The sequence below is a fragment of the Nocardia caishijiensis NBRC 108228 genome, from assembly GCF_001612825.1.
Lineage (GTDB): Bacteria > Actinomycetota > Actinomycetes > Mycobacteriales > Mycobacteriaceae > Nocardia > Nocardia caishijiensis.
In genome coordinates this window covers 94,733-120,957 of the sequence record NZ_BDBE01000030.1, presented here as the reverse complement: position 1 = coordinate 120,957, position 26,225 = coordinate 94,733, and the positions used below count along the sequence as shown (strand labels likewise).

The following is a 26,225-nucleotide window of genomic DNA, read 5'->3' as shown; positions in this document are numbered from 1 at the left end:
GGACTATTCGGCCGGAACCACCGCATCCGGCCGGGAGTCGGTGACGTCTTCACGCCGCCAGGTCACGGTGTGGGCGATCGGTCCGTCCGGCAGCCAGGGCAGTGCCGCGACCGCGTCGGCGACCTTCCATGTCCCGCGTTCGACGACACCGAGCGCCGCGTCGACGACCATGTACTCCTGGGTGCTCTTGTGCACCGGCTGGGACTCCACCCACACCACGATCCATTCTCCCGGGGCGAAGCCGACGCGCGCCTGCACCGCGTCGATGAGATCGAGGTTGTGCAGGTGGCCGTCACCGAAGTTGAAGCCGATCAACGAGTTGCAGGCGAACTCCGCTTCCCGCACCGTCCAGCGGTCGATCTCGGGAAGGTGCTTGTACAGCAGGGAGAACAAGCCGCGGCCCTGACTGTGCATGGATCGCCAGGCGATGGTCTGCTGCATGGTGATCTCCGCGACCTCGGGCGGATATCCCATGGCCAGCAGTTGGTCGATCTGGTTGTCGGCGGGGCGATGCGCGATGGTGTTGAGTTTGGCCTCCGCCCCCGGCGCGAATGCCCACAGGGCCGAGGCCCAGTTGCCCGCGTACTGACGCATGGACGGCAGGAACGACACCAGGTCCGGGCGCAAATTGCCCAGCACGGGGAAGAAAGCGAGCCCGGCCGCGATCGCGACCGTCAGCCACGGCGAGGACATGTCGAAGACGCCGTAGCCGTTCGAGTTCGGGAAGCCGAGGAACAGGAAGACGGTGAGGTAGGCGAACAGGATGTTCCACTCCAGTGGCACGGCCAGCGGGAACGTGGAGGTGATGAAGAGGTGGAAGATCACCATCATCGCGACACCGGCCAGCGTCAGCCAGTGGTTCGTGGAGAACAACAACACGATCGGGGTGATCACCTCTACCGCGGTGCCACCGACGTGGGCCAGGAACGAGGCGACGCGCGAAGGTCGGATATCGCGGGGGAAGTCGCGGTAGTGCGCGCGTTTGATCGACCGGAACGGCATGGACGGGCTGTTGGACACCATCGGCGGCACCACATTGGTGAAATGCTTGCCGAACTTGGAGACTCCCGCCCCCACCCAGACGATCACGATGAGCAGTTTGGCCGCGATGATCATGTCGGTGAAGGGCAGCACCGCGAAGAACACCAGTGCGGGCAGATACTGCTCGCCCCGAGCCGCGAGGAAAATCGTCTTGTCCCGCAACCCGCACAGAATGTAGAGCACGATCGGCGCGATCAGCAGGACGGGCCGAACGAGCCCGGAGGTGTTGTCCGGCAACGCTTCCAGCAGCGATGCGGTGCTCACACCCGGTGCGCCGAGCGCGATCATCAACGACACCAGGAAGCCGAGGTACAGCGCGACATCGACCGCGGTGCGCGAGTCACCGCGGGTGAACGGCACCCGATGCCACGGCCGCAATCGGATGGCGCCCGGCCGCGCGAAGTACAGGATGCCGCCGGTCATCGGCTTGAATTTGCCTGCGAGCGGGCCCCAGGAACCGGCGACACCGACTGCTTCGAGCAGCACGGTCCACAGGACCAGCTTCTGGTAGATGATCGGCTGGTTCCACCACTGGGCGATATCCCAGAACGGCCCGACACCCGAGGTCGCCGTCGCGACGGCGACGCCGCCGATCATGTAGAGCACGAGGACTTTCACGAGGTAGATCGTGTGGATCATCTTCGGCGTGCCGAACCCGTATTCCGCCCAGTGCAGTGCCAATGTCCGAAGACGTTCGCGCAGTGGTAGATCCAAGAACGTTTCGGTGTCGACCGGGGGAAAATCTCCCGTCTTGAAACCCATGACTCGATCCCTTTCACTCCTGTTTCCGGGCGCGAGTGATCACGGCCGAAACACTGATTTTCGTGCGAGAAGACTTGCGGCTCAGACTCTTGCGGCCAACGCGCGTAATTTCTTCTTGTCGATCTTGCCGACCGGATTGCGGGGCATCTCCTCGGTGAGCACGATCGCGGCGGGCACCTTGAAACCGGCGAGCTCGGCACGGCAGTGCGCGAGCAATTCCGACGAGGAGACCGTGGCGCCCGGTGCGGCGACCACATGGGCGACCGGCACCTCGCCCAGGACGTCGTCGGGTACCCCGACGACCGCGGCTTCGTGGACCGCGGCGTGCCGGTAGAGAGCGTTCTCGATTTCCTTGGGGTACAGGTTCTCCCCCGCCCGGATGATCATGTCCTTGATCCGGTCGACGAGAACGAGGTAGCCGTCGTCGTCGAAATAGCCGACGTCACCGGTGTGCAGCCAGCCGTCGACCACGGTGTCGGCCGTCTCCGTCGGCTTGCCGAGGTAGCCGCGCATCACGTTCGGCCCCCGGACGACGACCTCGCCCGGCTCGCCCGGCGGCGACAGCGCACCGTCGGCAGCCATGATCGCCACCGTCTGGCCGGGCAACGGCACCCCGACGGTGCCCGGCTTCCGTCGGCCGGTAACCGGATTGAGAGTCGAGGCACAGGTCCCCTCGGACAGCCCGTAACCCTCCACGATCGGCACGCCGAAACGCTGCTCGAACCGGGTGATGAGCTCGGCGGCCATGGGCGCGGCGCCGCAGATCGCCAAGCGCAACGAGGAACCGTCGGGGCGCGGGCCTGCGGGCTGAGCGAGGAGCATCGCGTAGATGGCGGGCACCGCCGAGAAATAGGTCGGCCGGACCCGCGCGACCGTGTCGAAGAACGCGGAGGCGGAGAACTTTCCGGCGATGGTGGTGCGTCCGCCCGCCAGCAGCGGCGACACCACGCTGACCACGATGCCGTTGACGTGGAACAGCGGCAGGATCAGCAGGCTGTGGTCGGCCTTGTTCAGGCCGAGCGAGTCGATGATCATCGCGCACATGGCGGCGAGGTTCTCGTGGCCGAGCAGCACACCCTTGGGTCTGCCCGTGGTGCCGCTGGTGTAGATGATCAGCGCCAGCCTGTCGACAGGCTCGACAGCCGGGACCGCGACCGTGTGCTCGGTCAGCGTCCCGACGTCGAGAGTTGTTGCGGGCCTGCCGTGTTCGCCGACGACCACCCGAGCGCCCGAGTCTTCGACCTGGTAGCGGACATCGTCGTCGGTGAGACCAGGATTGACGGGCGTGAGCGCGGCGCCGAGCCGCCAGGCCGCGAACAGGACGACCACGAGATCGATCCGGTTGGCCAGGACGACCGCGACTACGTCGTCGGGGCGCACTCCCGCCCGGTGCAATACCGACGCGGCGGTCGCGACCCGATCGCGGAACTGCGTGTTCGACAGTGTCTCGTGGTCGTCGGCGACGCAGGGTCCGTGGGGATCGGCGGCGGCTCTGGCCTCGGGCAGTTCGGCGATGTGTCGCATGATTCCTCACCGGTCGCGAATGTGATCTGAGTTACATCACTCACGGTAGGGCGGGGTTTCGACGCCGACTACGGGCCCACAGTCCAGCGTTGCGACGCCGCGTTGTGCCGACGGCACAAACACCGCAACGCATCCCGAGCACCGGGGTACTGTCTGCGGCCATGGCCGATGACAACGATCCACTCGTGCGCGCGGTCGCGGGCCGGATCAAAGCCGACCTCGACCGCCTGTCCCCCACGATGATCGCCATGTTCACCGAGGTCATCCCCGAATTCCGGCACGACGACGAAGTGCGGCAGCTGATGGTGGCCAGCACCGAGTCCAACCTCTCCGCGATCCTCGACATGCTCACCCTCGCCATCGGCCTCGACGACATCACCGTGCCACCCGCGGCCGCCGAGTACGCCAGACGCTTCGCCCAGCACGGCCTCTCACTCGAAGCGCTGCTGCGTGCGTACCGGCTCGGTGAGAACATGTTCGTCCAGTGGACGATGACGCTGCTGGCGGAGCTGAACCCGCCCACCGACGTCGCCCTCGCCACCGCGGCCCGCGTCGCCGACCTGGTCAACAGCTATATCGACCAGGTGATCGAGGGCTTGATCGACATCTACGAGAGTGAACGTCGACGCTGGGACGCGCGCACCGATGCCGCCCGCGCGGCGCAGGTGCGCGCTGTGATCGATGCCGAGGACCTGGATGTGGGCTCGGCCGAACAGATGCTCTCGACGTCGCTTCGGGGCTGGCACCAGTTCGCGATGCTGTGGACCCCACCGGGGACACGTGATCCGCGTGCGGCCCTGCGCGCGGGCACCGCCCTGTTGGCACTGGCCACCGGCAAGACGCCGATGACCATCGAGGTCGACGATCACAACCGGTGGGTGTGGATTTCCTCGGTGGCACGCCCGGTGCTCGACACCGCGCGCCTGGCCGACGACCTGCGCGCCCACCCGAATCTCTCCATCACCCTCGGCGAACCGGCCACCGGTCTCGAAGGGTTCCGTCAAACCTTCCGCGACGCCAAGCAGGCCCGCGGCGTCGCGCTGACCGGCCGCCACCACGGACTCGTCCTCCACTCCGACGTCGCGCTGGCCGCACTGTTCGCCGGCCGGGTGCCCGAGATGCAGGTGTGGGCTCGGCGCGTTCTCGGCGCGCTGATGGGCTCCGACGACACGGCCGCGCGGCTGCGGGTGACCGTCGGCGCGTTCCTCGACGCCCGTGGCAGCTACACCGATGCCGCCGCCCGCCTGCATGTCCACAAGAACACCGTCCACTACCGGGTGCGCAAAGCCGAAGAGCTGCTCGGTCATCCGCTCGGTGAGCGCAGACTCGACGTCGAGGTCGCCCTGCTGGTCTGCGCCCAACTCGGGCTCCCCGACGCTACCCGCCGAGTCGGCGGAGCCAGGTGAGATACGCCGAGGTCTTGTCCCGCAGCGCGGCCACCGGCCAGCCCTCGGGTTGCAACACCCCGGGAAGCGCTGGGTCGGTGGTGAGCAGATCGAGCGCGGCGCTCACGGCGGCGAATCGTGCTGCCGGATCAGGGCTTTCGATGGCGTCGAGCAGTGCCTCGGCGCGGGCCGACCACTCCGCCAACGGCCAGAGCGCGGCGGCGAGATCGGCGGGTTCCTCGACGGGTCGCACCCGAAAATGGAGCGTGATGTCGGCGAGATCGGCGGGTATCTCCCGGACGAGATTGGCAGGCCGCAGCCACACCCCTTCGCGAAGTTCGGCCAGGCGCAACGACATCAACCGCGTGCGCAGGGCGCTGCGCTCGGCCGACGGTCGCCCGGCCGCGGTGATGACGACCTGCTCCCAATCACCGTCCCACGGATGATCAGGCGGCGCGGCGAGTTCGGTCCGGCGTGCGCGCAGCACGGGGTCGAGGGTGTAGCCGCGATCGTCGCGCGCGAGTTCACCCGAGGCAACCATCCGCGAGACCGCGACCCGCACGGTCGCCTCGGGATAGCCGACGGCGGTAGTGGCAGCGCAGATCTCGCTCGAGGTCATCGTCGGCGAGTCGGCCGCGATCAGAATCCGGATCACCGCCGAGCGCGCCGACACCGGACGCACGAGCACGTCGGCGGCGGCGCTGACAGCGGATTTCACGAAGCCGAGTGTACATATTTCACTATTGCCGCGACCGTCGCCGAATTGTAATGTCGCAGGGCATGACCTCCACCTCATCGTTCCCCTTGGCCGGGCGCACCATGATCATGTCCGGCGGCAGCCGCGGTATCGGACTCGCGATCGCCGTCGCCGCCGCCCGTGAGGGCGCCAACATCGTGCTGCTCGCCAAGACCGGTGCGCCCGATCCTCGGCTGCCCGGCACCATCCACACGGCCGCCGCCGAGATCGAGGCGGCCGGTGGGCAGGCGCTGGCCGTCGTCGGCGACGTGCGCGACGAAGCATCGGTGGCCGATGCGGTCGCCCGCGCGGTCGAGCGTTTCGGTGGCATCGACTACTGCGTGAACAACGCCTCCGCGATCGCCCTCGCCCCGACCGAGGAACTGCCGATCAAGCGGTTCGACCTGATGCAGCAGATCCAGTTGCGCGGCACGTATCTGCTTTCCAGCGCGTGCCTGCCGCATCTGCGCCGCAGCGACAACGCCCACATCCTCAGCCTGTCGCCGCCGTTGAACCTCGCACCGGCCTGGCTCGGCGCCCACCCCGCCTACATGCTCGCCAAATACGGGATGTCCCTGCTCACGCTCGGCTGGGCCGCCGAGTACGCCGAGCACGGCGTGGCGGGCAATTGCCTGTGGCCGGAGACCCTCGTCGCCACCGCGGCGGTCCAGAACCTCCTCGGTGGCGACGAGGCTGTCGCCAAAGCCCGCACCCCGCAGATCATGGCCGATGCTGCCGTCGCGCTGTTGCGCAAGGACGCGCGGACCGTCACCGGCAATACGTTCCTCGACGTCGATGTGCTGCGCGCGGAAGGGATCACCGACTTCTCGCCCTACGGCGGTACCGGCGACCTCGAATACGACATCTTCGTCGACCCGCCGCAGGGCGATGAGCGCGGTCGAGCGTAACCCGCTATCGCGAATCCGGCAGCCAGGTCACGACATCGGGCCACAGGATGAAGCCGATGGCGACGATCACCATGGCGAGCGCGTAGGGGGCGGCACCCCGGAACACTTCGACGGTGTCGCGGCCGGTCGCCCGTGCGACGACGAAGACGTTCAGTCCGAGTGGTGGGGAGATCAGGCCGATCTCGCCCATGAGGACGACGAACACGCCGAACCAGATCACGTCGTAGCCGATCGTCTCCACCAGCGGAAGGACGATGGGCACGGTGAGGGCGATGATGGCGACCTGGTCCATGAAGAAGCCGAGCACGATATACATGACCAGCAACGCGAGCATGATCGCGATCGGTGGAACCGGTAGGCCCTCGATCCAGGTGACCATCGAGGCCGCGACCTTGGTCTGCGCGAAGGCGTAACCGAACACGTGCGCCGCGATCACGATGGCGAAGATCATCGCGCTGGACTTGACCGAATCGACCACCGCGTCGACGAGACCGGTGATGGTCATACGGCCGCGTACCGCGACGAGCAGCGCGGCGACCAGGCAACCGATGGCAGCGGACTCGGTGGGCGTGACGATGCCGAAGTAGATCAGCCCGACCACCGCCAGGAACACGACCGCGATCGGCAGGGCCTCCAGGACCGCCTTGATCTTGGTCAGCCAGGAGGACCGTTCGCCGCGCGGCATCCTGGACGGGTCGCGCAGGGCGGGCAGCAGCATGGCCGCCAGCAGCGCCGCGGCGATGATCAGCCCCGGAACCAGTCCGGCGACGATCATGTCCCCCACACTGGTTTCCGCGGTGACGGCGTAGAACACGAGGATGACGCTGGGTGGGATCATTCCGCCGAGCGTGCCGACCGAGGCCACGATGCCGGTGGCGGTGGTCGGGCGGTAGCCCTCGTCGATCATGCGTTTGCTGGTCGTCTCGGCGAGTGTCGCCGCGGCGGCGGTCGACGAACCGGAGATGGCCGCGAAACCGACTCCCGCTGCGGTGGAAGCGATCCCGGTGCCGCCGGGGATGCGGCCGAACATCGTGCGGCCGGCGTTGAACAGCGAGTCCATCATTCCCGACATCAGCATCAGATGTGCCATCAGGATGAACAGCGGAATCGCCGACAGGGACAGCGACTGCACCGACCCCACCGGTATCGCCTCGAGGACACCGAGTCCGGCCCCGACCGACAGTTGCAGCGCCAAGCCCACCAAACCCGCACCGAGAATCGCGAACGACACCGGCACCCGGACTGCGATCAGGGCGATCAGCAGCACTGCCATGACAAGCGCGATCATCGCGCACCTCCCGCGATGTCGGTTCCGGAATGGCTTGTAGCCACTTCGGTTTCAGGTGTGTCGCCTGGGTCGTAGTCGGTGGCGAGGACTGTCCAGGGCGCGATCAGCTCGCGGATGAGATCGATGAGCACCACGATCATGCCGAGGACCATCGAGACGGGCAGGATCGCGCGCATGAACCACCCGGGTATGAGCAGTTCCGAAGAACCGCGGATCGGTCCTTCGTCGATGGCGATCGCGAACACCAGTCCTTCGATACCGGCGATGAGCAGTGCGCCCATGCCGATGAGCAGCACGAGGTAGGCCAGTATCAGCAGGACTTTCCGCATCCGCACGCCCAGGCGGTGGAAGAGGCTGGTGACGGCGACGTGGGCGCCGCTGCGGTAGGCGGTCACCAGCCCGAAGAAAGCGACGATGGTGAGCAGGTACATCTCGATGAAAGCGACCGCCCAGCCCAGAGTGACGGAGAAGAAGGTACGCAGGACCACGTCGACCAGCGTCAGCGCGACGATCGCGACGATCGCGATTCCCGCGATGACACCACAGACCGCCGAGATGCCGTTCTGGACGCGATCCAGTCCGGGGTGTTGCTCGGTGCGATAACCGAACATGGTGCGCTGGGCGGTGCCGTGGCGGAAGGGGTGAACGATACTCATTTCGCCGCTCCCCCGACCCGGGCTTCGATCGCGTCGAGAACCTCGCGGGCGTCCAGGCCCGCTGATTCCAGGTCGCGAACCCATTCGGCGCGCACGCTCGCGAGCGCGGCGTCCCACTGCGGGCGGGTCTGTGGGCTGACCTCGTCGAATTGGATTCCGGCCGCCCGCATCGCGTCGACGGCCTTCGCGTCGGCCGCGGCGATCGACGCGCAGGCTCCCGCGCGCGCCACTTCGGCGGCCTCCTGCACCACCCGTCGTTGCGCGTCGTCGAGCTCGGCCCAGGCATCGGCGTTCATGGTGAACCAGATGCTGCTCGAGCCCAGATTCGCCCGCAGCGTGCCGTACCGCAGTACCTCCTGGAAGCTGTAGGAGAGCACGGCGTAGCGCGGCAGCAGCGCACCATCGATCGTTCCGCGTGAGAGCGCCTCGTACATGTCGCCTACCGGCAACGAGACCGGGGCCACGCCAAGGCCTTTCGCGACCCGGTCGCCCACGCCACCGGGCGAACGCACCAGCAGGCCCGCGAGGTCCTCGGGTCGGGTGGCGCGACGGTCGGCGGTGAAGACCTCGATCCCGGAAACGGCAGCGCCCCACAGTGGCACGACGCCGCGTTGCTCGATCTCCTTGTCGTAGATGATCCCGCCGGGTTTCACCAGGGGATCGAGCACCTGAACCGTCGTGCACGGATCGTCTGTCAGCCCCGGAAGATCGCCCACGCCGGTCAGTGGCAACTCGTCGGCCAGGTAGGCAGGCAGGACGAATCCCATGTCGACGGCGCGGGTTCGGACGAGGGTGAGCATTTCCTGGGTCTTGCCCAGTTGTCCGGCACCGTAGTGGTCCAGGTGCAAGCCGACCTCGGGGCCGTGCTCACGCAGATAAGCAAAAAACGGGGCGGAGCCACCCTTGCTGACCGGATGCCCGCCGGAGAATCCGTCGGCCACCACCAGCGTGATGCCACCGTCGGAGCCGTGTTCCGCCGAGCCGCAGCCCACGGTGGCGACCAGAATCGCGGCCAGCGCTGCCAATGCCGCTTTCGGACGGCGCGTCATGGCTTGCCACCACCCGAGCAAGCTCCGGGCAGCCGTCGAAGCGAGGTAGTCGGCGCCACCGGATCCCTCTCGGGTGGGGTGGCTCGATGGTTGAAACCCACGCTGCTCTCCGTCTTCATCAGGGGTGGCCGACGCCACAGTTCCACATAATATATAAAGCATCGTATCAATAGGTGTGACGCGTCACTGGTGATTCGACCGAACTGGCGCCGAAGTCCGCATTCGGCCGAAGTTCTCGGAAAACCCGATCTGAAATCTTGCGCAGCGAATATATTATGCGTGCTGCTCCGATCCGCTTGCGGTCCGATGCAGATCTCGCGCTGTCCGGCGGCAGTTTCTGCCCACCAGCAAGCCTCCCGTTACCCGACATCGGTGGCCGGCGCGTCAGAACTCCAACCCCCCCTTTTTTCGAGGAGCACTATGAAACCCACTCGTCTGGCCGGCGTCTGTGCCGCCACGCTCAGCGCCCTGGTCCTGACCTCGACCGTCGCTGCCGCCGACCCCCTCAGCGTCGACATCGTCCCCGGCGTGAACTACACCGCGTACAAGGACGGAACCGCGGCCGTCATCGAGATCGAGCACGGCGCGCTCATCGTGGACAACGGTCAGTTCCAGATCCGGTCCGACCGCGGCGAGATCCTGGCCGGCGTGCCGCTCGAGTTCAACGTCGACGACATCGCGTTTCCGATCGACGTGGCCATCACCGGCGACACCGCGCGCCTGACACCGGTGCTCGATCCCGCCCGCGCCCACTACCGACCCGTCGCGCTCCCCCACCAGGAACAGGCACCGTGGAAATCTCCGTACGACCGTGAGCAGGCCGCCTGGTCGCGGATGACCTCGACCATCTCGATGGGTGCGGCCGTCGGCGCCATGGTCGGAGCGGTCGGCGCGGGCACGATCGGCTGCCTGCTCGGCGGCGTGACAGCCGGTGTCGCCACCGGGCCCCTGGCATTGCTCTTCGGTGCGGGCCCGCTGGCCGGTTGCCTCATCGGCGCCGCCGCCCTGGCCCCGATCGGTGTGCTGACCGGCGCGATCCTGGTCGGCGCTCCGGTGGCGATCGCGGCCGTCATCCAGTACCAGGACACGGTCAACGCCCCGTTCCCCAGCCAGAAATAGACGGCCGGTGGGCGGCTCCTCGGGGTCGCCCACCTCGTGCCGAGCGAAGCGACCCCGAGCCACCGAAGGACACGCACGTGACACAACTCGCGCAAGAGCAAACCTCGCCCGCCACGCCACCACCGACCCCGGGCCCCGGGATGACCGGGTGGGGTCTGACCGGAATGCTGGTGGTGCTCTACCTCCTCAACGCCTCCGACAAGGCGGTGTTCGGGCTCATCGCTCAGCCGCTGCGCGAGGATCTGGATCTGAGCGCCTCGCAGATCGGGTTCACGGGCAGTCTGTTCTTCCTCGCTTTCACCGTCGGCGGGTTCCTCGCGGGACCGATCAACAAGCTCCTGGCGCTGCGCTGGTCGATCGCGCTCATCGCGGTGCTGTGGGGTCTGGTCATGCTGCCGCTGGTGGTGTGGGCGACCTTCGCCGTGCTGCTGCTGAGCCGGATGCTGCTCGGCTTCACGGAAGGGCCGACCTCGGCTCTCCTGCACACCGCGGCGTATTCGTGGCATCCGCCGAACAAGCGCGGACTACCCAGTGGACTCATTCTCACGGGCAGCATGCTGGCCAAGATGGCCGTCGTGCCCCTGCTGGCGCTGGTCGTCGCGGAATACGGCTGGCGCGCGGCGATCACCGTGCTCGCGGCCGCGACCGCCCTGTGGTGCGTCCCGTGGCTACTGACGTGGCGACCGGGCCCCTATCAAGTGGGTGGCAAGCATGCCGTGCCCGACGATTCCACCACCGAACCCGCCGTGCCGTGGCGGCGGCTGCTGACGTCGAAGACCTTCGTGTCCGCGGTCGTCGTCGCGATCACCGCGTACGCGCTGATGTCGGTCGTATTGACTTGGCTGCCTTCGTATTTCGAACAGGGCCTCGGTTACTCGCGACTGGAGTCGGGCACGCTGTTCGCCGCGCCGAGTTTCGTCGGGATCGCCACGCTCGTCGGTGGCTCGTGGCTCAGCGACCGCGGCGTGAGTCGTGGCCTGTCGACCCGGCTGGTGCGGGTGGTCGTGCCGTGTGTCGGTGTCATGATCGCCGGCGTGCTGCTTCTCAGCCTGCCCGTGCTCGGGTCGCCGCTGCTGGCGGTGATCGCGGTGTCGCTGGCCTACGGCCTGGTGGTGGCGATCTTCCCGCTGCTCAATGCCGCGGTGATCGCGACCTGCCCGCCGCGTCAGACCGCCGGGGTGATCGGCGCGTTCTTCGCACTGCAGGCGATCGGCGGCATCATCGGTCCGTGGTCGATGGGGATCGTGGTCGATGCTTCGGCGAGCAAGGTCGACGGCTATACGGCCGCCTTCCAGTGCCTCGGCGTGGTGGGCGCGATCGCCGCCGTGGCGGCGTTGTTCCTCGCCGACCCGCTCCGCGATCGGGAACGGCTGCGCGTGGCACGCTGATCCTCCACGAACAGGCGAACGGCCGGGAGACGTCATCGTCTCCCGGCCGTTCTCGCTGGGCGGCTCAGCCCAGGTTCATGTAGACGGCCTTCGGGTAGAGGTAGCTCTCCACGTGTTCGCGGCCGCCCTTCCAGCCGTAGCCGCTCATCTTCGTTCCGCCGAAGCCGACCGACGGGTCGAGGATCCCGTAGCAGTTCACCCAGACGGTGCCCGCGTTGATGCCGCGCGACACCTTGTGCGCGGTGCTGAGATCCCTGGTCCAGACCCCTCCGGCCAGCCCGTACGGGGTGGCGTTGGCCAGGCGCAGCGCCTCGTCGATGTCGTCGAACGGGATCACCGTCGCCACCGGGCCGAAGATCTCCTCCTGCGCGATGGTCATCTCGTTGGTGGCCGAGGCGAACACCGTGGGTTCGACGAAGAAGCCCGACGCGCGGTCGCCGTCGAGCCGCTTACCGCCGCTGACCAGTTCGGCTTCGCCGGAACCGATGTCGATGTAGTTCAGCACCCGGTCGAGTTGGCGCTGTGAGATCAGCGGGCCCAGTTGGCTGTTCGGATCGAGGCCGTCACCCACCCGGATCGTCTGGGTGAATTCGGCCATGCGCGAGACGAATTCGTCGTGGATCGAGCGCTGGACGAAGATGCGGGTGCCGGCCACGCAGACCTGGCCGCTGTTGGTGTACACGCCCATCGCCGCGCCCGGCACCGCCAGATCCAGATCGGCATCGGCGAAGACGATGTCGGGCGACTTGCCACCGAGCTCGAGCTGCAGCCGCTTCATGTTCCCGGCCGAAGCGCGCACGATGGTCTGGGCGGTACCGACCGAACCGGTGAACGCGATGCGGTCCACACCGGGGTGCTCGGCCAACGCCGCGCCCGCGTCCTTGCCGTAACCGGTGACCACGTTGACGACACCGTCGGGAACGCCTGCCTCGGTGAGCAATTCGGCGACCCGCAGCACCGACAGCGACGCGTCCTCGGCAGGCTTGAGCACGGCGGTGCAGCCGGTCGCCAGGGCCGGGCCGAAGATCCACCAGAGGCCGATGAGCGGGCCGTTCCACGGGATGATCCCGCCGACGACGCCGACCGGTTCGCGGTAGCGCAGCGTCAGGAAGTCACCGGGCAGCGAGTTCGGCGGCGTGCTCGCGGTGCCCGCGTCGACCTGGGAGGCGAAGAACTGCAGTACCTGCGAGGTCCACTCACGCAGGCCGCGGGTGCGGGTCAGCGGGGCGCCCATGTCCAGGGTCTCGATGGTGGCGAGTTCCTCGAAGTTCTCGAGGACCAGGTCGTGGACACGCAGGATCAGCGAGCGACGCTGGTGCGGGGTCCACCGGCTCCATTCGCCTTCGAAGGCGGTGCGGGCGGCCGCGACGGCGGCCTCCACATCGGCGGCGCCGCTCGCGGCGATCGTGCCCATGGTGGCACCGGTGGCGGGGTTGACGACGTCGATGGTCTCGCCCGAGGCGGCGGGCACCCAGCGTCCGCCGATCAGGTTGTGCTTGGCCGTGCCGACGAACGCGGGCACCGGGTGGGTGGTGGTCATAGATCTCTCCGAATCAACGAAAGGACGTGGGGGTCAGTCGAAAAGGAAGACGCCCTTGCCCGCGTCCTGCTTGTCGAACCATCGGTAGGCCGCTTCGGCCTGCTCGAGGGTCCAAGTGTGCGAATACAGGTCGTCGACCGGAAGATCGTGCGCCACGACGTAATCGGCGCAGCGTGCCTGTTCGATCGTCGACATGGTCCAGGACGTCATCAGCGTCCACTGGTTCTTGTAGACGGACTGGGTCGTGAACTCGACGTGTCCGGGCAAGCCGATGAACACGGCTCGGCCGAAGGTGCCGAGCACGGCCAGGGCGTCCTCACCGGCCCGGCCGGAGGTCTCCAGCACGACGTCGGCCTTGCGGCCGCCGGTGTGTTCGGCGACGACCTCGGCCACGGACTGCTCGCGGGAGTTGACGACGATGTCGGCACCGAACCGTTCGCTCTCGGCGAGTCTGCGGTCGTCGACGTCGACAGCGATCACGCGGGCGCCCATCGACGCGGCGAACATCGTCGCCGAAAGGCCGACCGGCCCTTGCCCGAAGACCACCGTGGTCGTGTCTGCGACGCCACCGGCACGCTTGATCGCACCCCATGCCGTCCCGGTGCCGCACCCGATGGCCGCGCCTGCCTTGAACGACAGTCCTTCCGGCATCGGCAGCAGCGCCGCGGTCGGCACCAGGGCGAAGGGGGTGTGGCCGCCGTTGACGTGCACCGCCATGGTCTTGCCCGGCGCGGTCTCACACATCTGCGGCCAGCCCGCACGACAACGGCGACAGGTGTTGCAGCCGAAATAGTGGTGGATCATCACCCGGTCACCGACGGCGAAGCGCGCCGGGTCGACACCGTCGCCGACCGCGTACACCTCACCGCACGGTTCGTGACCCTGGATCACACCGTGGTCGAAATCGAAAGCGCCGTGGTAGAAGTGCAGGTCGGAGCCGCACATTCCCGAGGCGCGGATCTTCACCACGACTTCGCCGTAGCCCGGTTCGGGTTGGGGGAAGTCCGTCAGCACCGTGGTGCCGTCTCCCGGGAACAAGATCCCCTTCATCAGTTTTCTCCTGTCTCGTGCGAGCAAATCAGGCGCAGCGACGGGCGCGCAGCGCCGCTGTCGCCTCGTGATCGATGCGCAGGCCCTCGGGGTCGAGATGGGGGTCGCCCTCGACGACGACCCCGTAGTCGCGTGCGGCGCCCGCGACGCTCACGTACTCGTTGCGGACGTCGGCGAGCACCCGTTCGGGATCACGGTGCAGCGGGTCGCCCCATCCGCCACCACCGTTGGTGAGGCAGCGCAGGATCGTGTTCGGTCCCGTCGACCACACCTGCTCGGCGGCGAAGTAGTGGTAGCGGCCGTCCACCGGGTCCAGCGCCTTGGTTTCCGGGTCGAGGACTCCGGCGACCGGCACACTGTCGGCGTAGACCTGCGCGTCGGTGCCGAGCAGGCCGGGGGCCGCGCCGTCCGCACGCGGCGGGAACAGCCACATCGCTCCGGTGGGCCCGGCCTGTCCGCCGTTGGCGCCGACGCCCGAGGGCTGTTTCGTGCGGAACGGTGACAGGTGGTGCGCGCCGGCGGTGAGCCACAGCGCGTCCTTGAGATTGGCCGCGCCGCCGCGAAAGGTGCCCGCGCCGCCGGTGTCGATGGCGTGTTCCTTGCGCAACAGCACCACCGGCGACTCGCGTTCGATCGTCTCGGTCGCGGGGTCGAGGTTGTTGAGCGTGAACAGGACGGTGTAGCTGTCGCCGTCGCCGACATGGGTCGCGCCCCACGGTCCGTGTTCGCCGCCGCACTGGGTGGCCGAGGTCCACGGGGTGCCGTCGGCCCGCAGGCCGGAGGCGTTGTGGGTGTTGGTCGAGCCGTAGTCACCACCGACGCCGTGCTTGCCGAGGACGGGGTTGAGGGCGTCGAAGATCGCGGACCCGACGGCGCCGGAGGCCTCCCAGAACATCATGATGCCGCCGTCGGGTGGCAGCGAGGAGACGATGGTGCCCGGTGGGACCGCGAGGTCGACATTGCGCCAGGTGCCGGAGGTGAACGGCACCGTCGGGTCGAGCAGCATCGTGAGGGCGACGCCCACAGCGGTTTTGGCGTCGAGTACGCCGCAGTTGATGCAGGTCCTGGCCTGGGGCGAGGTGCCGGACAGGTCGATCTCCATGTCCTCGCCGCGCTTGCGCACGAGGACCCGCACGGTGTAGTCGACGGTGTCGTCGAGGCCGTCGGCGTCGATCAGCGCCGAGCCCGCGTAGTCGCCGTCGGGTACCAGCGCGATCGCGTCGCGCATGCGCTCGGCGGAGGTGTCGCAGGAGTAGTCGAGCGTGCCGAGATAGGCCTCGAGTCCGTACCTTTCGATGTTCTCCAGGATCAGGCGCTCCCCCAGCTTCAGCTGCTGGAAGATGCTCTTGAAGTCGGGCAGCAGCATGCCGCCCCAACGGGTGTTGTCGAAGATCAGGCTGAACGTGGAGCGCACCGGTTGGTCCTGCGACCACAGCAGCATCGGCGGAATGACGAGGCCGTTCTCGTAGACGTTGCTCTTGGTCGCGGAGAAGCCGCCGGGCACCGTGCCACCCATGTCGAGTTGGTGCGCGCACATGGTGACGAAGGAGACGATCTCCCCGTCGACGAACACCGGGCGGGTGAAGGCCACGTCGTTCACGTGCCTGCCCCCACGGTACGGGTCGTTGCAGATCAACACGTCGCCGGGACGCAGGTTCTCGGGCCCGTACTCCTCCACGGCGTTGCGGACCGCGTCACCCATGGTGCCGAGGAACACCACCAGACTGTTGCTGACCACGGCCATCGGATAGCCCTTGTTCGCGGGACCGCTGATGGTGCAGGCGAAGTCGTACCAGTCGCGGATTATCGGCGAGAACGCCTCGCGCATGAACCCGGTGGACATGTGCTCGACCGCGTAGCGCAGCCGGTTGGTGATCACGGTGGCGCTGAATCTGTCGGCACAGTAGCGCTCGCGGAACTGGGCGTCGGTGAGATCGCGCAGCCGGGAGGCGGTGGGGATGGTCGGACTGGACATGTCACTTCCTCCGGATCACGATTTCGCCGTACACGCCGACGGTGGCCTGCTGGCCGGCGCCGATATGAGTGGTTGACAGTTCTTCCTCGACCACGGCGGGGCCGTCGAGCACATCGCCCGCGCGCAGGCTCGTGCGGTCGTAGACGTGGGCCTGCTGGGCGCCGATACCGTCCGAGTCGAGGTCGCCCAGGTACCGCAGCGTGACGGTGCGGCGAGGGGTGAGTGGGCCGTCGCCCGCGGAACGGGCCGGGAGCTCGGCGTATTCGACCTTGGGGGTGTCGAGGATCGCGCGCACCCGGAAGGTCACGCCTTCGACGGGCATGATCTCGAAGCGGTTGCCCGAGCGGGCCTCGTAGGTGTCGTGGAAAGCCGACACCATGGTGGCGACGGCGGCCTCGTCGATGGTGCCGCTCGGCACGGGCACGAACGGGGTCTCCCAGCTCTGTCCGGCCAGGTGCGCGTCCATGCTGCGCAGGATTCGCACCGAGCCGCCACCGGTGCGCGCCCGCAGCTGATCCTCCATCTCGGTGAACAACGTGTCGATCGCGGGAGCGGCGCCGCCGGTGAGCATGAGGTAGGCGCTGCGGTCGACCGTGAAAACCTGGTCGGTGGAGAGCAACCCGACCGCGGAGAACAGGCCGGGATTCGGCGGCACGATCACCTGCTTGCACTGCACGGTGTCGAGCACCGCGGGCAACAGCATCGGGCCCGCGGCGCCGAAGGCAACCAGGCTGTAGTCGCGGGGATCGACACCGTTCTTGATGGCGACGTTGAACACGCCCTCGGCCATGTTGTCGACCGCCATCTCGTAGGCGTAGCGAACCCGGTGCGCCAGGTCCAGCTCGGTGTCGAGTGACTCGAACGCCCGTCGCGACGCCTCGGCGTCGAGCTGCAGTTCGCCGCCCGCGAAGTCGTCCGCGTCGAGGATCCCGATCAGCAGGCAGGTGTCGGTCGTGGTCGGCTGGGTGCCGCCACGGCCGTAACAAGCCGGTCCGGGCTGTGCCCGCGCGCTGTCGGGGCCGACCTGGATCTCGCCCGCGGAGCCGATCGACACGATGCTGCCGCCGCCCGCGCCGATACTGGAGATGTGGTTGGCCAGCGCATTGACCACGAGGTCGTGTTCGAGTTCGAAGGTGGTGTCGACGAACGGTTCGCCGCCGCTGACCACGCTGATGTCGCACGAGGTGCCGCCCACGTCGGCGCACAGCAGGTCGTTCTCCGCGATGAGGGCGCCGAAGTGCGCGCACGCGACGGTTCCGGCGGCAGGGCCGGAGAAGACGATGCGGAACGGCTGCTCCATCGCCTGCGCCGAGGGCACGAGGGTCGCCGCGCAGTCGGCGAAGTTGAGCTGGCCCGCGAATCCGAGCTCGCTCAGGCCCTTCTCCAGGCCCGCGGTGTAGTCGGAGTAGATGATCTTCATCAGCGTGTCGATGACGGTGGTGGAGGCGCGGGCGTATTCCTTGGCCAGCGGCGACACCTCGCTCGAGATCGAGCACGGCACGTCGCCGAGCACCTCACGCACCAGCTCACGCAGCCGCAGTTCGTGCACCGGATCGACGTAGGCGTTGATCAGGCAGATCGCGACGCCCGCGACGTCGCAGCGGCGCAGCACCTCGAGTTCGGTCCTGGCCTGGTCCTCGTCGAGGGCGAACAGCACGCCGCCGTCGGCGGTGATGCGCTCGTGGATGCCGCGCCGCAGGTAGCGCTGCACCAGTGGCCGCGAGGCGTCGCCGAAACTGCGCCGCCAGTGCGGGTCGAGGATGGCTTCGGCCGGGCGCCAGACCCGGCCCATGTCGAGGATGTCGCGGTGGCCCTCGGTGGTCAGGAAGCCGATCTTGGGCAGCCGGCGGGTGATCACGGCATTGAGCCCGTGCGTGCTGGCGTGGTTGAACACCGCGGCGTCGGCGACGCCGAGCACCTCCGCGCCGCGCAGAACGGGCCCGGCGACCTCGGCGTAGTCGGTGGAAATCTTGGCGGTGTGAATCCGCCCGTCGCGCCAGGCGACGACGTCGGTGAACGTGCCGCCCACATCGACTGCGATCATGGTGTCTCCTGGGGTGATTCGGTGCTCAGACGAGGTCTGCGAGCAGCTGGATGGGGCCGAGGCGGTGCCAGGGCTCCCGTGACACGGAGTGCAGGCAGTGCTGGCACTTGACCACCTGCACCCAGCCCTGTTCGGCGACGACGGGGTACGCGCGAAGTTCGGCGGCGCCACATCGTGGGCAGGTGCCGTCGCGGGGTTCGCGATCCACCTCGAGTGGTGTGGGTGCGTCAGCCATGGCTGGGGTCCTCCTACGGCGGTGAATGTGCGGCCGGGATGCCGTGAGGACGACGGTAGGATCGGGAGACCTGGGTCACAATCCGCTCGGCGAAGGTGCGCTGTCCGTCGAGCGAAGCATGACTGGAATTGCAGAAAGTATATTATATTGATTATGTGATACCCCTCACGCCTGAAAGGAGGGTCTGCCGTTGTCGTCAGCACCCGCGGCGTGCGTGAGCGCCTTTCGCACGGAGGATCCGGCCGCCGCGCACGATCACGTGGCCGCCGCCTTCGCCCACCACGAACTCGTTCTCGACGAGCGGCACGGGATCGACTTCGCCCTGGAAACGGTCCGGTCCGAGAGCCTGACGGTCGGCCGGATGGCCTACGGCACCGATGCCCGCATCGACGGACCCCCGATGCAGACGTGCTATCACCTGAATCTGTCCGTGGCCGGGCAGAGCACCGTGGCCCAACACGGCACCCGCCGATCGTTCGGCGCGGGCGAGGCCGGCGTGGCCTTCGTGCACGACGCCCCGGTGTCCATTCGCTGGAGCGCCGACGCCGAGCACTATCACATCAATCTGCGCCGCGTGCCGTTCGAACGCCACGCGGCTCGGCTGCTCGGTCGCCGGGACACCGAGCCGGTCCTGTTCGACCTCACCTTCCCCATCGACACCCCCGCGGGCCGCGCCCTGTTGGCCTCGACCCGGTTCGTCTACGCCGAATTGGCCCGCGAAGGCGGGGTGTCGACGATGCCGTTGGCCTGCCGTGAACTCGAGTCGACGCTGATGACGCAGATTCTGCTCACCGCACCGAGTCAGCTGACCCCGATCCTCACCGGTTCCGCGCCGAGCATCGGCCACACGCGGGTACGCGAGGCCGTGGCCTACATCCACGCGCACCCCGACGCCGACATCTCGACCGCCGAGCTCGCCGCCCGCGCCGGGGTCACCGCCCGGGCATTGCAATTGGCGTTCCGCGACGCGGTCGGCATGTCGCCGAGCGCCTACGTCCGCTCGGTGCGGCTGGACCGGGTGCGCGACGAATTGTCCTCCGGCCGAGCCGCTTCGGTGAGCGACGCGGCGATGCGGTGGGGCTTCTTCCATCTGGGCCGCTTCGCCCAGCAGTACCGCGAACGGTTCGGCGAGCTGCCGTCGGAAACCGCGAGCCGGACCGGCCGCGATTGAGTGCGGGCGGAGTACAGGAGCCGAACATGGGCCGCGCGTCGAATCAGTGCAGTGTCGCCGAGCTGAACGCCACCATCGCCGAGATCGCCGAGCACGCCGATGCCGTGCTCGATCGGGATCCGGTAGAGCACCAGCGCGACCCCGGTGGAGAGAGTCTCGGCGCGCTCTGGGACCTGGTCACCACCCACGCATTGCGCGCCACCGACGGCGCGGGCTCCTCGCCCACACGGCTGGCCGAACTGATCGGTCTGCTCGACCGGATCAGGGCGGCGGAATCGCTGCAGGCGCGGCTTCGGCTTGCGAATCGGACCCAGCGGCTGAGCAAGGTGCACGCCGCACTGTCGGAACTGAGCGCGGTGACCAACGTGGATTCGCTGCTCACCCGGATCCCGGAGGCGGCCTGCGGGCTGGGGTTCGACCGCGCGTTGGTCTCCACGGTGGACGGCGCGTGGCGGTTGCACACGATGCACGTCGTCCGTGATCCGCAGTGGGCGGCCGACATCGTCGCGGTCGGACGGGAGAATCCGCCGATCCTCGACCACGGGCTGGTCGAGAACGACACGGTCGTCGATGCACGCGCTGTACTCGTGCACCAGGTGCAAGACAATCCGCGAGTCAACCGGCCGCTGGCGGCGATCACCAAGTCCTCCTCGTACGGGATCGCGCCGTTGCTGGTCGACGGCGAGGTGGTCGGCCTCGTGCACGGGGACTGCTATCACCAGCAGCGTGTGCTCGATGACGTCGACCAGCTGTTGCTGTCCACCTTCGCCCAGGGGGTGAGCCAGCAGCTGGCGCGCGTGTCGATGCTGGAGGGCATGGCGGCGATCCGCGCCCAGTTCGAGGGGTTGGGGCGGTGGTCCACGCCAGGGCACACCGTCACCCGATCGATCGCGGTGAGCCGTGCCGACGACGAGGTTCTCACCCGACGGGAGGTCCAGATCGTCCGCTTGCTCGCCGAGGGTGACTCCAATGCCCGCATCGCCCGCAAACTGACGATCTCCGAGGGCACGGTCAAGACCCACATCACCCGGGTACTGCGCAAGCTCGGCGCCGCCAATCGGGCGGAAGCGGTGTCGATCTGGTTGCGGAACTCGGCCCCGTCCGGGTCGCTGCGCGCCTGATGTGTCGCGAACCGGCCGAAGGTCGTACGAAACTCCTACCCGCGCCAGATGTCGCCGTGCCCGCCGGGCGGAAAAGTGACGTGTGACATAGAGCGGCAGCACAGCCGCCGCACACGGCACGGAGGCGCGGTATGACACAGAGCGAACGGGAAGCCGACTGGATCGTCGGCATCGACGTCGGTGGCACGTTCACCGACATCATCGGGTTGAACCGAGCCACCGGTGAGGTCCGCGACGGCAAGGTGCTGTCCACCCCCGAACAGGAGGTCGGCGTCCTCGCGGCGCTGGCGGCGATCGAGGTCGCCGTGCCCGAGGTCGCCGAGATCGTGCACGGGCACACCGTCGGCATCAACGCGTTGTTGAGCCGCACGGGCGCGCCCACCGGCCTGATCGCCACCGGTGGCCACCGCGATCTGCTCGACATCGGGCGCATGCACCGTGAATTCGGTGATCGTTTCTACGATCCGACCTGGTTGCGCCCGCACCAGGAACGCCCGATCGTGCGCCGCGAATCCCGCTTCGGCGTCCCCGGTCGTCTGCGCTACGACGGCACCGAACTGCTCGCGATCGACGAGGACGCCGTACGCCGCGCCGCGCGTGAACTCGGCGCACAGGGCGCCCGCTCGGTGGCGGTGTGCCTGATGAACTCCTACATCAACACCGCTCACGAGCAGCGCACCGCCGAGATCGTCGCCGAGGAACTGCCCGACGCCTATATCCAGACTTCGGCGCTGTACCCGGTGACGCGTGAGCACGAACGCACCACCACGGTGGCGCTCGACGCCTACGTGGGCCCCGCTGTCGTCGGCTATCTCGAGCGCTTGATGGCCCGGCTGTCCGAGCAGGACTACCAGGGCACCTTGTGGATCATGATGATGAACGGCGGTGTGGCGACCTTCGCCGACGCGGGCCGCGCACCGGTGTTCCAGCTCGTCTCCGGGCCAGTCGGCGGGGTGAGCGGCAGTGTCAAGCTCGCCAACGAGAGCGGCGCGCCGAACCTGCTCACCATCGATGTCGGCGGCACCAGCACCGATGTGGCCGCGATCCGCGGCGGCAAGACCCCGCTCACCGACACCTGGACCCTCGAGACCGGCTTGACCCTGACCATGCCGCTGGTCGACGTCGAGAGCATCGGTTCCGGCGCGGGCAGCCTGATCCGGCCCAGTGCCCTCGGCGCTGTCGCCGTCGGCCCGGCCTCGGCCGGATCGAACCCCGGCCCGGTCTGCTACCAGCGCGGCGGCGTGGAACCCACGCTCACCGACGCGTGTGCCGCGCTCGGCATCCTGCAACCGGACCTGTTCGCCAACGGCGCGATCCAGCTCGATGTCGACGGTGCCGTCGAGGCCCTGCGCACGACCGGCAAGCAGTGGAACATGTCGGCGCTCGAACTCGCTTCCGCCGCTTACGAAATCGCCTGCCAGGACATCGCGGCGAAGGTGCGCAGCATCTCGGTGTACCGCGGCCTCAACGTCCGCGAGTTCGCCCTGCAACCGTCCGGGTCGGCGGGGCCGATGCTCGCCGACCGGGTCGGGCAGATTCTCGGGCTGGACAAGGTGATCGTGCCGCGTAGTCCCGGACAGTTCTCCGCGCTCGGTCTGCTGCGCAGCGATCTCATGGTCACCCGCGCGCAATCCATCATGACCCCGCTCGCGGCCGATAGGGCCGACGCGGTGGAGGACGCGTTCACGGCCTTGCAGGACAGCATCCGCACAGATCTACAGGACCAGGGCATCGACGTCTCGCGTCTGCGCTTCGAGCGTGCCGTGTTCGCGATGTACCGCGGCCAGACCTGGGACAACCGGCTGCCGATCGAGGCGGGCGCTGTCACCGCCGAGCGGGTCGGTGAGCTGATCCCCCGATTCCACGAGTTCTACCAGGAGTCCTACGGTTTCGCGGCGCCCGAGATCCCCGTGGTCGTCTCGACCGTCGAGGTGACCGCGGTGATTCCGCGCGAACTCGGCTCCGCCGACCACACCCCCGAGCAGGGCGAGTCCTTCCTGCGCACCACCCGGCTGACCGTGCCGGGAACCACCGAACCCGTCGAGGTACCGATCCACGTCCGCGAACGTCTCGCGCCGCACCACCCGGTGCCCGGCCCCGCCCTGATCGCCGAGAAATTCGCGACCACCCTCGTGCTGCCCGGCCGGGCCGCACACGTGGACGACGACCTCAACCTCATCATCGAGCCGCAGGCCTGAGGAGCAACCATGACCACCATCGAAACCCCCGGCCCCGCCGTCGACGTTGAGCTCGACATCCTGCGCTACGGCCTCGTCGAAGTCGCCCGCGAAATGCTGGATTCGCTGATGCGCAGCGCCTTCTCGCCGGTCTGCCGTGACATCCTCGACTGCACCAGCGCCATCCACATGCGCACCGACGACGGCTGGGAGACGGTCGCGCTGTGGGAGGGCTGCATGCAGCACGCCTTCACCGCACCGCACATCGCCAACTTCGTGATGGACGACTGGGACATCGACACGATGCAGCCGGGTGACGTCATCTTCGTCAACGATCCGTGGCGCGGCACCATCCACCAGTCGGATGTGAACCTGCTGCGTCCGGTCTTCGTGAACGGGCGCGTGGAATTCCTGCTGCACTCCACCTCGCACCTGGTCGACCTCGGCGGCGCGATCCCCGGCGGCTTCTCCAACGGCACCCAGACCCACTTCGAGGAGCAGCTCAAGCTGCCGCCGACGCTGTTGTACGCCAACGACGTTCCGGTGCGACCGACCTTCAACTTCATCCTCGAGAACAACCGCGTGCCCCAGCTGGTGCTCGGCGATCTGCGCGCGCTGCACGGGTGCCTGGTCGTCGGCGAACGCCAGCTGCAGGAGCTCGTCGCCCGCAGTGGCCTGGACAAGATCCGGGCGGCGGGACGCTATGCGATCGAGTCCACCGAGGCGAGCATGCGCCGCGGTATCGCGAGCATCCCCGACGGGGACTACACGGCCGAGGACTTCCTCGACGAGGACGGTGTGAGCGGCGAGGCGATCCCGGTGCACGTGACCGTGAAGGTCCGCGGGGATTCGATGGAGATCGACTTCTCCGGCTCGGGGCGTCAACCGCTGGGCAACTGCGGTACCGCCTGGTGTGAGGCCACCCGCTGCATCGAGGCGGTCAAGCTGATGGTCGACCCGTCCACTCCGGTCAACAGCGGCACCCTGCGACCGGTCGAAACCATCCTGCCGTCCGGCAGCGTCGTGCAGGTGCTGCCGCCGTCGAGCTGCTCCAACCACGCCGATATCGGCGCGCGCGGCATCAATGTGGTGACCCAGGCACTGAGCCAGGCCACCGACGAGGCCTTCGCTTGCGACACCGGCACCGCGGTGGTCGTCAGCCTCGGCGGCATCGACACCCGCGCCGGGCACGAGGGCACACCGTGGGGTGCGTTCGCGCTCGCCGGCGGCGGTTGGGGCGGTACCTGGAAGGAAGACGGCGTCTCGTTCTGCGTGATCCCGATCGGCAACTGCCGCACCTCTGTTCAGGAACACCTCGAGATCGAGAGCCCGCTGGTCGTCGTCCAGCACGAGATGGTCGTCGACACCGCCGGTGCGGGCCGGTACCGCGGCGGCGCCGGGTCGGTGTATTCGATCTACGCCGAGTCCGACACGATGGTCACCGTCACCGCCGACCGGATCCGTGTCGGTGCCCCCGGGTCCAACGGCGGCGGGGCGGGCGCTCCCGCCTTCGGTTGGTACATCGAGAATTTCGATCTCGCCCGGCACGGCGATCCGCTCGATCTGCGCGGGATCGAGCCGTTGTTCGGCATGTTCGACGCCGACGGCAGGCCCGACCCCAACCACGGTGAGTTCGGCCGGGGCGCGCGCTATCAGACGGGCAAGTTCTCCGGCCTGATCCTGAAAGCCGGTGACGCCCTGCGATTCGTCATCGGCGGTGGTGGCGGCTGGGGTGACCCGCTCGAACGCGATGCCGATCGCGTCGTGGCCGACGTACGAGCCGGGCTGGTCAGCCCCGAATTCGCCGCTGCCGGTTACGGAGTCGTGCTCGCCGACGGCGAAGTCGACGAAGCCGCGACCACCGCACAACGTGCGCGCCTGGCGGCCGAGCGTGCCGAGGGGCGCTGGCAGGTGCCGGTCGCCACTCCCCTCACCTGGACCCTCTGAAAGACAAGGACCACTGACATGTCAGTCGATCGACTCCTGTTCCCCCGCCCCGAGACCGACCGCGTGTATGTCGAACGGGTGCCCGTCGACGGCACGTGCCCGGCCTGCGGCGCGGCCGAGCTTGCCCGTTACCCCGTCGCCAATTTCCTCGGCCCGCGCATGGTCGTGAAGTGCCAGCGCTGCTTCCACCACGTGTCGGTGACCCGGCCCGAGCCCGAGGACCACTGGCCCGCGTGGCGCTCACCCGCCCACGACTGGCCCGCCTCCCGCGTCGGATAAGCCCTCCCCCACCCTCTTTCGCCCCGAAAGGACTCACATGTTGCTCGACGGAAAAGCCGTTCTCATCACCGGCGCCGCAGGCGGGATCGGTACGGCCACCGCGCTGCTCGCGGCCGAGGAAGGCGCGCGGCTCGCGCTCACCGATGTGTCGAAGGATCGCCTCGAAGCCACCGCCGAGCAGGTGCGCGCCGCGGGCGGAGAGGTTCTCACCGTGCCCGCCGACCTCACCGACGGTGCCGAGGTGAACGCGCTGATCGACGCGGTCGTCGCCGAATACGGCCGCCTCGACGGCGCGTTCAACAACGCCGGGGTCAGCGGCGGACAGATCGGCCAGGGCGGCCGCCGCGTCGGCGAGTGGGACGAAGACGCCTTCGATCGCGCGATCGCGGTGAACCTCAAGGGCGTATGGCTCTGTCTGCGTGCGGAATTGGCGCAGATGGAAGCCCAAGGTGGCGGCGCGATCGTGAACACCGCGTCGCTGGCGGGGCTGTCGGGCTTCAAGACCACCGCCGGGTATTCGGCGGCCAAGCACGGCGTCATCGGGCTCACCAAGACCGCCGCCATCGAGTACGCGCCGACCATCCGGATCAACGCGGTGTGCCCCGGCTACACCGACACCGACCTGATGAAGGACGCCAAACGCCGCAGCGGCGACACCATCATGGCGCGCATCCCCTCGGCCCGGCTGGCCGAGCCCCGCGAGATCGCGGAGATGGCGTGCTGGCTGCTGTCCGACCGTGCCGCCTACGCCACCGGTGGCGAGTTCGTCGTCGACGGCGGCTATATGGCGGGCTGACTGTCCCCCTTCGCGAATTGATCTCTACCCGAAA

At 68.1% G+C, this 26,225-nt stretch carries 21 protein-coding genes; 10 read left to right on the top strand and 11 right to left on the bottom strand.

Features of this window, described 5'->3' with window-relative positions; translation table 11 throughout:
• Window positions 1-3 precede the first annotated feature (3 nt).
• Together NC7_RS13785 and NC7_RS13780 are read right to left on the bottom strand one after the other, a co-directional pair.
• Window positions 4-1,803, bottom strand: a complete 1,800-nt coding sequence (locus NC7_RS13785) for a DUF3556 domain-containing protein (protein WP_067982995.1) — start codon at window positions 1,801-1,803, stop codon at window positions 4-6.
• Between the two features lie 81 nt (window positions 1,804-1,884).
• Window positions 1,885-3,327, bottom strand: a complete 1,443-nt coding sequence (locus tag NC7_RS13780; protein WP_067982993.1) for a class I adenylate-forming enzyme family protein — start codon at window positions 3,325-3,327, stop codon at window positions 1,885-1,887.
• A gap of 161 nt (window positions 3,328-3,488) precedes the next feature.
• On the opposite strand from NC7_RS13780, the gene NC7_RS13775 reads away from it, so the two are divergent.
• Window positions 3,489-4,733, top strand: a complete 1,245-nt coding sequence (locus NC7_RS13775; protein WP_174550228.1) for a PucR family transcriptional regulator — start codon at window positions 3,489-3,491, stop codon at window positions 4,731-4,733.
• Here NC7_RS13775 and NC7_RS13770 read toward each other — a convergent pair.
• The gene (locus NC7_RS13770; protein ID WP_236573431.1) at window positions 4,705-5,430 is read right to left on the bottom strand and encodes a PaaX domain-containing protein, C- domain protein; all 726 of its coding nucleotides are present in this window, start codon (window positions 5,428-5,430) and stop codon (window positions 4,705-4,707) included. The genes NC7_RS13775 and NC7_RS13770 overlap by 29 nt on opposite strands.
• Window positions 5,431-5,492: 62 nt before the next feature.
• Between NC7_RS13770 and NC7_RS13765 the strand changes: the two genes are divergently transcribed.
• Window positions 5,493-6,356, top strand: coding sequence for an SDR family oxidoreductase (locus NC7_RS13765; RefSeq protein ID WP_067983687.1), 864 nt, complete (start codon window positions 5,493-5,495; stop codon window positions 6,354-6,356).
• Window positions 6,357-6,360: 4 nt separating this feature from the next.
• On the opposite strand, the gene NC7_RS13760 is transcribed toward NC7_RS13765, so the two are convergent.
• Genes NC7_RS13760 through dctP form a run of 3 tightly spaced genes read right to left on the bottom strand, consistent with a single transcriptional unit; the run spans window position 6,361 to window position 9,349 of the window.
• Window positions 6,361-7,644, bottom strand: coding sequence for a TRAP transporter large permease (locus NC7_RS13760; protein ID WP_067982991.1), 1,284 nt, complete (start codon window positions 7,642-7,644; stop codon window positions 6,361-6,363).
• On the bottom strand, window positions 7,641-8,300 hold the full coding sequence (locus tag NC7_RS13755; protein WP_067982990.1) for a TRAP transporter small permease: 660 nt from the start codon (window positions 8,298-8,300) through the stop codon (window positions 7,641-7,643). The genes NC7_RS13760 and NC7_RS13755 overlap by 4 nt, the downstream gene beginning before the upstream one ends.
• Complete coding sequence (dctP, locus tag NC7_RS13750) at window positions 8,297-9,349, bottom strand: TRAP transporter substrate-binding protein DctP (RefSeq protein WP_067982987.1); 1,053 nt, start codon at window positions 9,347-9,349, stop codon at window positions 8,297-8,299. The genes NC7_RS13755 and dctP overlap by 4 nt, the downstream gene beginning before the upstream one ends.
• Window positions 9,350-9,769: 420 nt before the next feature.
• Between dctP and NC7_RS13745 the strand changes: the two genes are divergently transcribed.
• Window positions 9,770-10,468 (top strand): DUF8020 domain-containing protein, encoded by a 699-nt coding sequence (locus NC7_RS13745; RefSeq protein ID WP_067982985.1) that lies wholly within the window; start codon window positions 9,770-9,772, stop codon window positions 10,466-10,468.
• 77 nt (window positions 10,469-10,545) lie between these two features.
• Window positions 10,546-11,856 carry an MFS transporter gene (locus NC7_RS13740; RefSeq protein WP_067982983.1) on the top strand — a complete coding sequence of 437 codons (1,311 nt, stop codon included), beginning with the start codon at window positions 10,546-10,548 and terminating at the stop codon, window positions 11,854-11,856.
• 64 nt (window positions 11,857-11,920) lie between these two features.
• Here the strand turns inward: NC7_RS13740 and NC7_RS13735 are convergent, their stop codons facing one another.
• The 5 genes from NC7_RS13735 to NC7_RS13715 are packed head-to-tail and all read right to left on the bottom strand — an operon-like array spanning window position 11,921 to window position 18,700.
• Window positions 11,921-13,396: an aldehyde dehydrogenase family protein gene (locus NC7_RS13735; protein WP_067982981.1), complete on the bottom strand. Its 1,476-nt coding sequence runs from the start codon at window positions 13,394-13,396 to the stop codon at window positions 11,921-11,923.
• A 33-nt stretch (window positions 13,397-13,429) separates the two neighbouring features.
• Entirely contained in the window at window positions 13,430-14,446 is a 1,017-nt protein-coding gene (locus NC7_RS13730; RefSeq protein WP_067982979.1) for a zinc-binding dehydrogenase, read from the bottom strand.
• A 28-nt stretch (window positions 14,447-14,474) separates the two neighbouring features.
• Window positions 14,475-16,421: a hydantoinase B/oxoprolinase family protein gene (locus NC7_RS13725; protein ID WP_067982977.1), complete on the bottom strand. Its 1,947-nt coding sequence runs from the start codon at window positions 16,419-16,421 to the stop codon at window positions 14,475-14,477.
• A gap of 1 nt (window position 16,422) precedes the next feature.
• On the bottom strand, window positions 16,423-18,465 hold the full coding sequence (locus NC7_RS13720) for a hydantoinase/oxoprolinase family protein (protein ID WP_067982974.1): 2,043 nt from the start codon (window positions 18,463-18,465) through the stop codon (window positions 16,423-16,425).
• 25 nt (window positions 18,466-18,490) lie between these two features.
• Window positions 18,491-18,700, bottom strand: a complete 210-nt coding sequence (locus NC7_RS13715; RefSeq protein ID WP_067982972.1) for a hypothetical protein — start codon at window positions 18,698-18,700, stop codon at window positions 18,491-18,493.
• A 190-nt stretch (window positions 18,701-18,890) separates the two neighbouring features.
• Here NC7_RS13715 and NC7_RS13710 point away from each other — a divergent pair, with 190 nt between their 5' ends.
• From NC7_RS13710 to NC7_RS13685, 6 genes are all read left to right on the top strand, one after another.
• Entirely contained in the window at window positions 18,891-19,871 is a 981-nt protein-coding gene (locus tag NC7_RS13710) for an AraC family transcriptional regulator (RefSeq protein WP_236573429.1), read from the top strand.
• A 26-nt stretch (window positions 19,872-19,897) separates the two neighbouring features.
• Window positions 19,898-20,992 (top strand): LuxR C-terminal-related transcriptional regulator, encoded by a 1,095-nt coding sequence (locus tag NC7_RS13705; RefSeq protein ID WP_067982968.1) that lies wholly within the window; start codon window positions 19,898-19,900, stop codon window positions 20,990-20,992.
• A 131-nt stretch (window positions 20,993-21,123) separates the two neighbouring features.
• Window positions 21,124-23,190, top strand: a complete 2,067-nt coding sequence (locus NC7_RS13700) for a hydantoinase/oxoprolinase family protein (RefSeq protein WP_067982965.1) — start codon at window positions 21,124-21,126, stop codon at window positions 23,188-23,190.
• Between the two features lie 9 nt (window positions 23,191-23,199).
• On the top strand, window positions 23,200-25,116 hold the full coding sequence (locus tag NC7_RS13695; RefSeq protein ID WP_067982964.1) for a hydantoinase B/oxoprolinase family protein: 1,917 nt from the start codon (window positions 23,200-23,202) through the stop codon (window positions 25,114-25,116).
• Window positions 25,117-25,134: 18 nt separating this feature from the next.
• Window positions 25,135-25,395, top strand: coding sequence for a hypothetical protein (locus NC7_RS13690; protein ID WP_067982961.1), 261 nt, complete (start codon window positions 25,135-25,137; stop codon window positions 25,393-25,395).
• A gap of 37 nt (window positions 25,396-25,432) precedes the next feature.
• Entirely contained in the window at window positions 25,433-26,191 is a 759-nt protein-coding gene (locus NC7_RS13685; protein WP_067982959.1) for an SDR family NAD(P)-dependent oxidoreductase, read from the top strand.
• The last annotated feature ends 34 nt before the right edge of the window (window positions 26,192-26,225 follow it).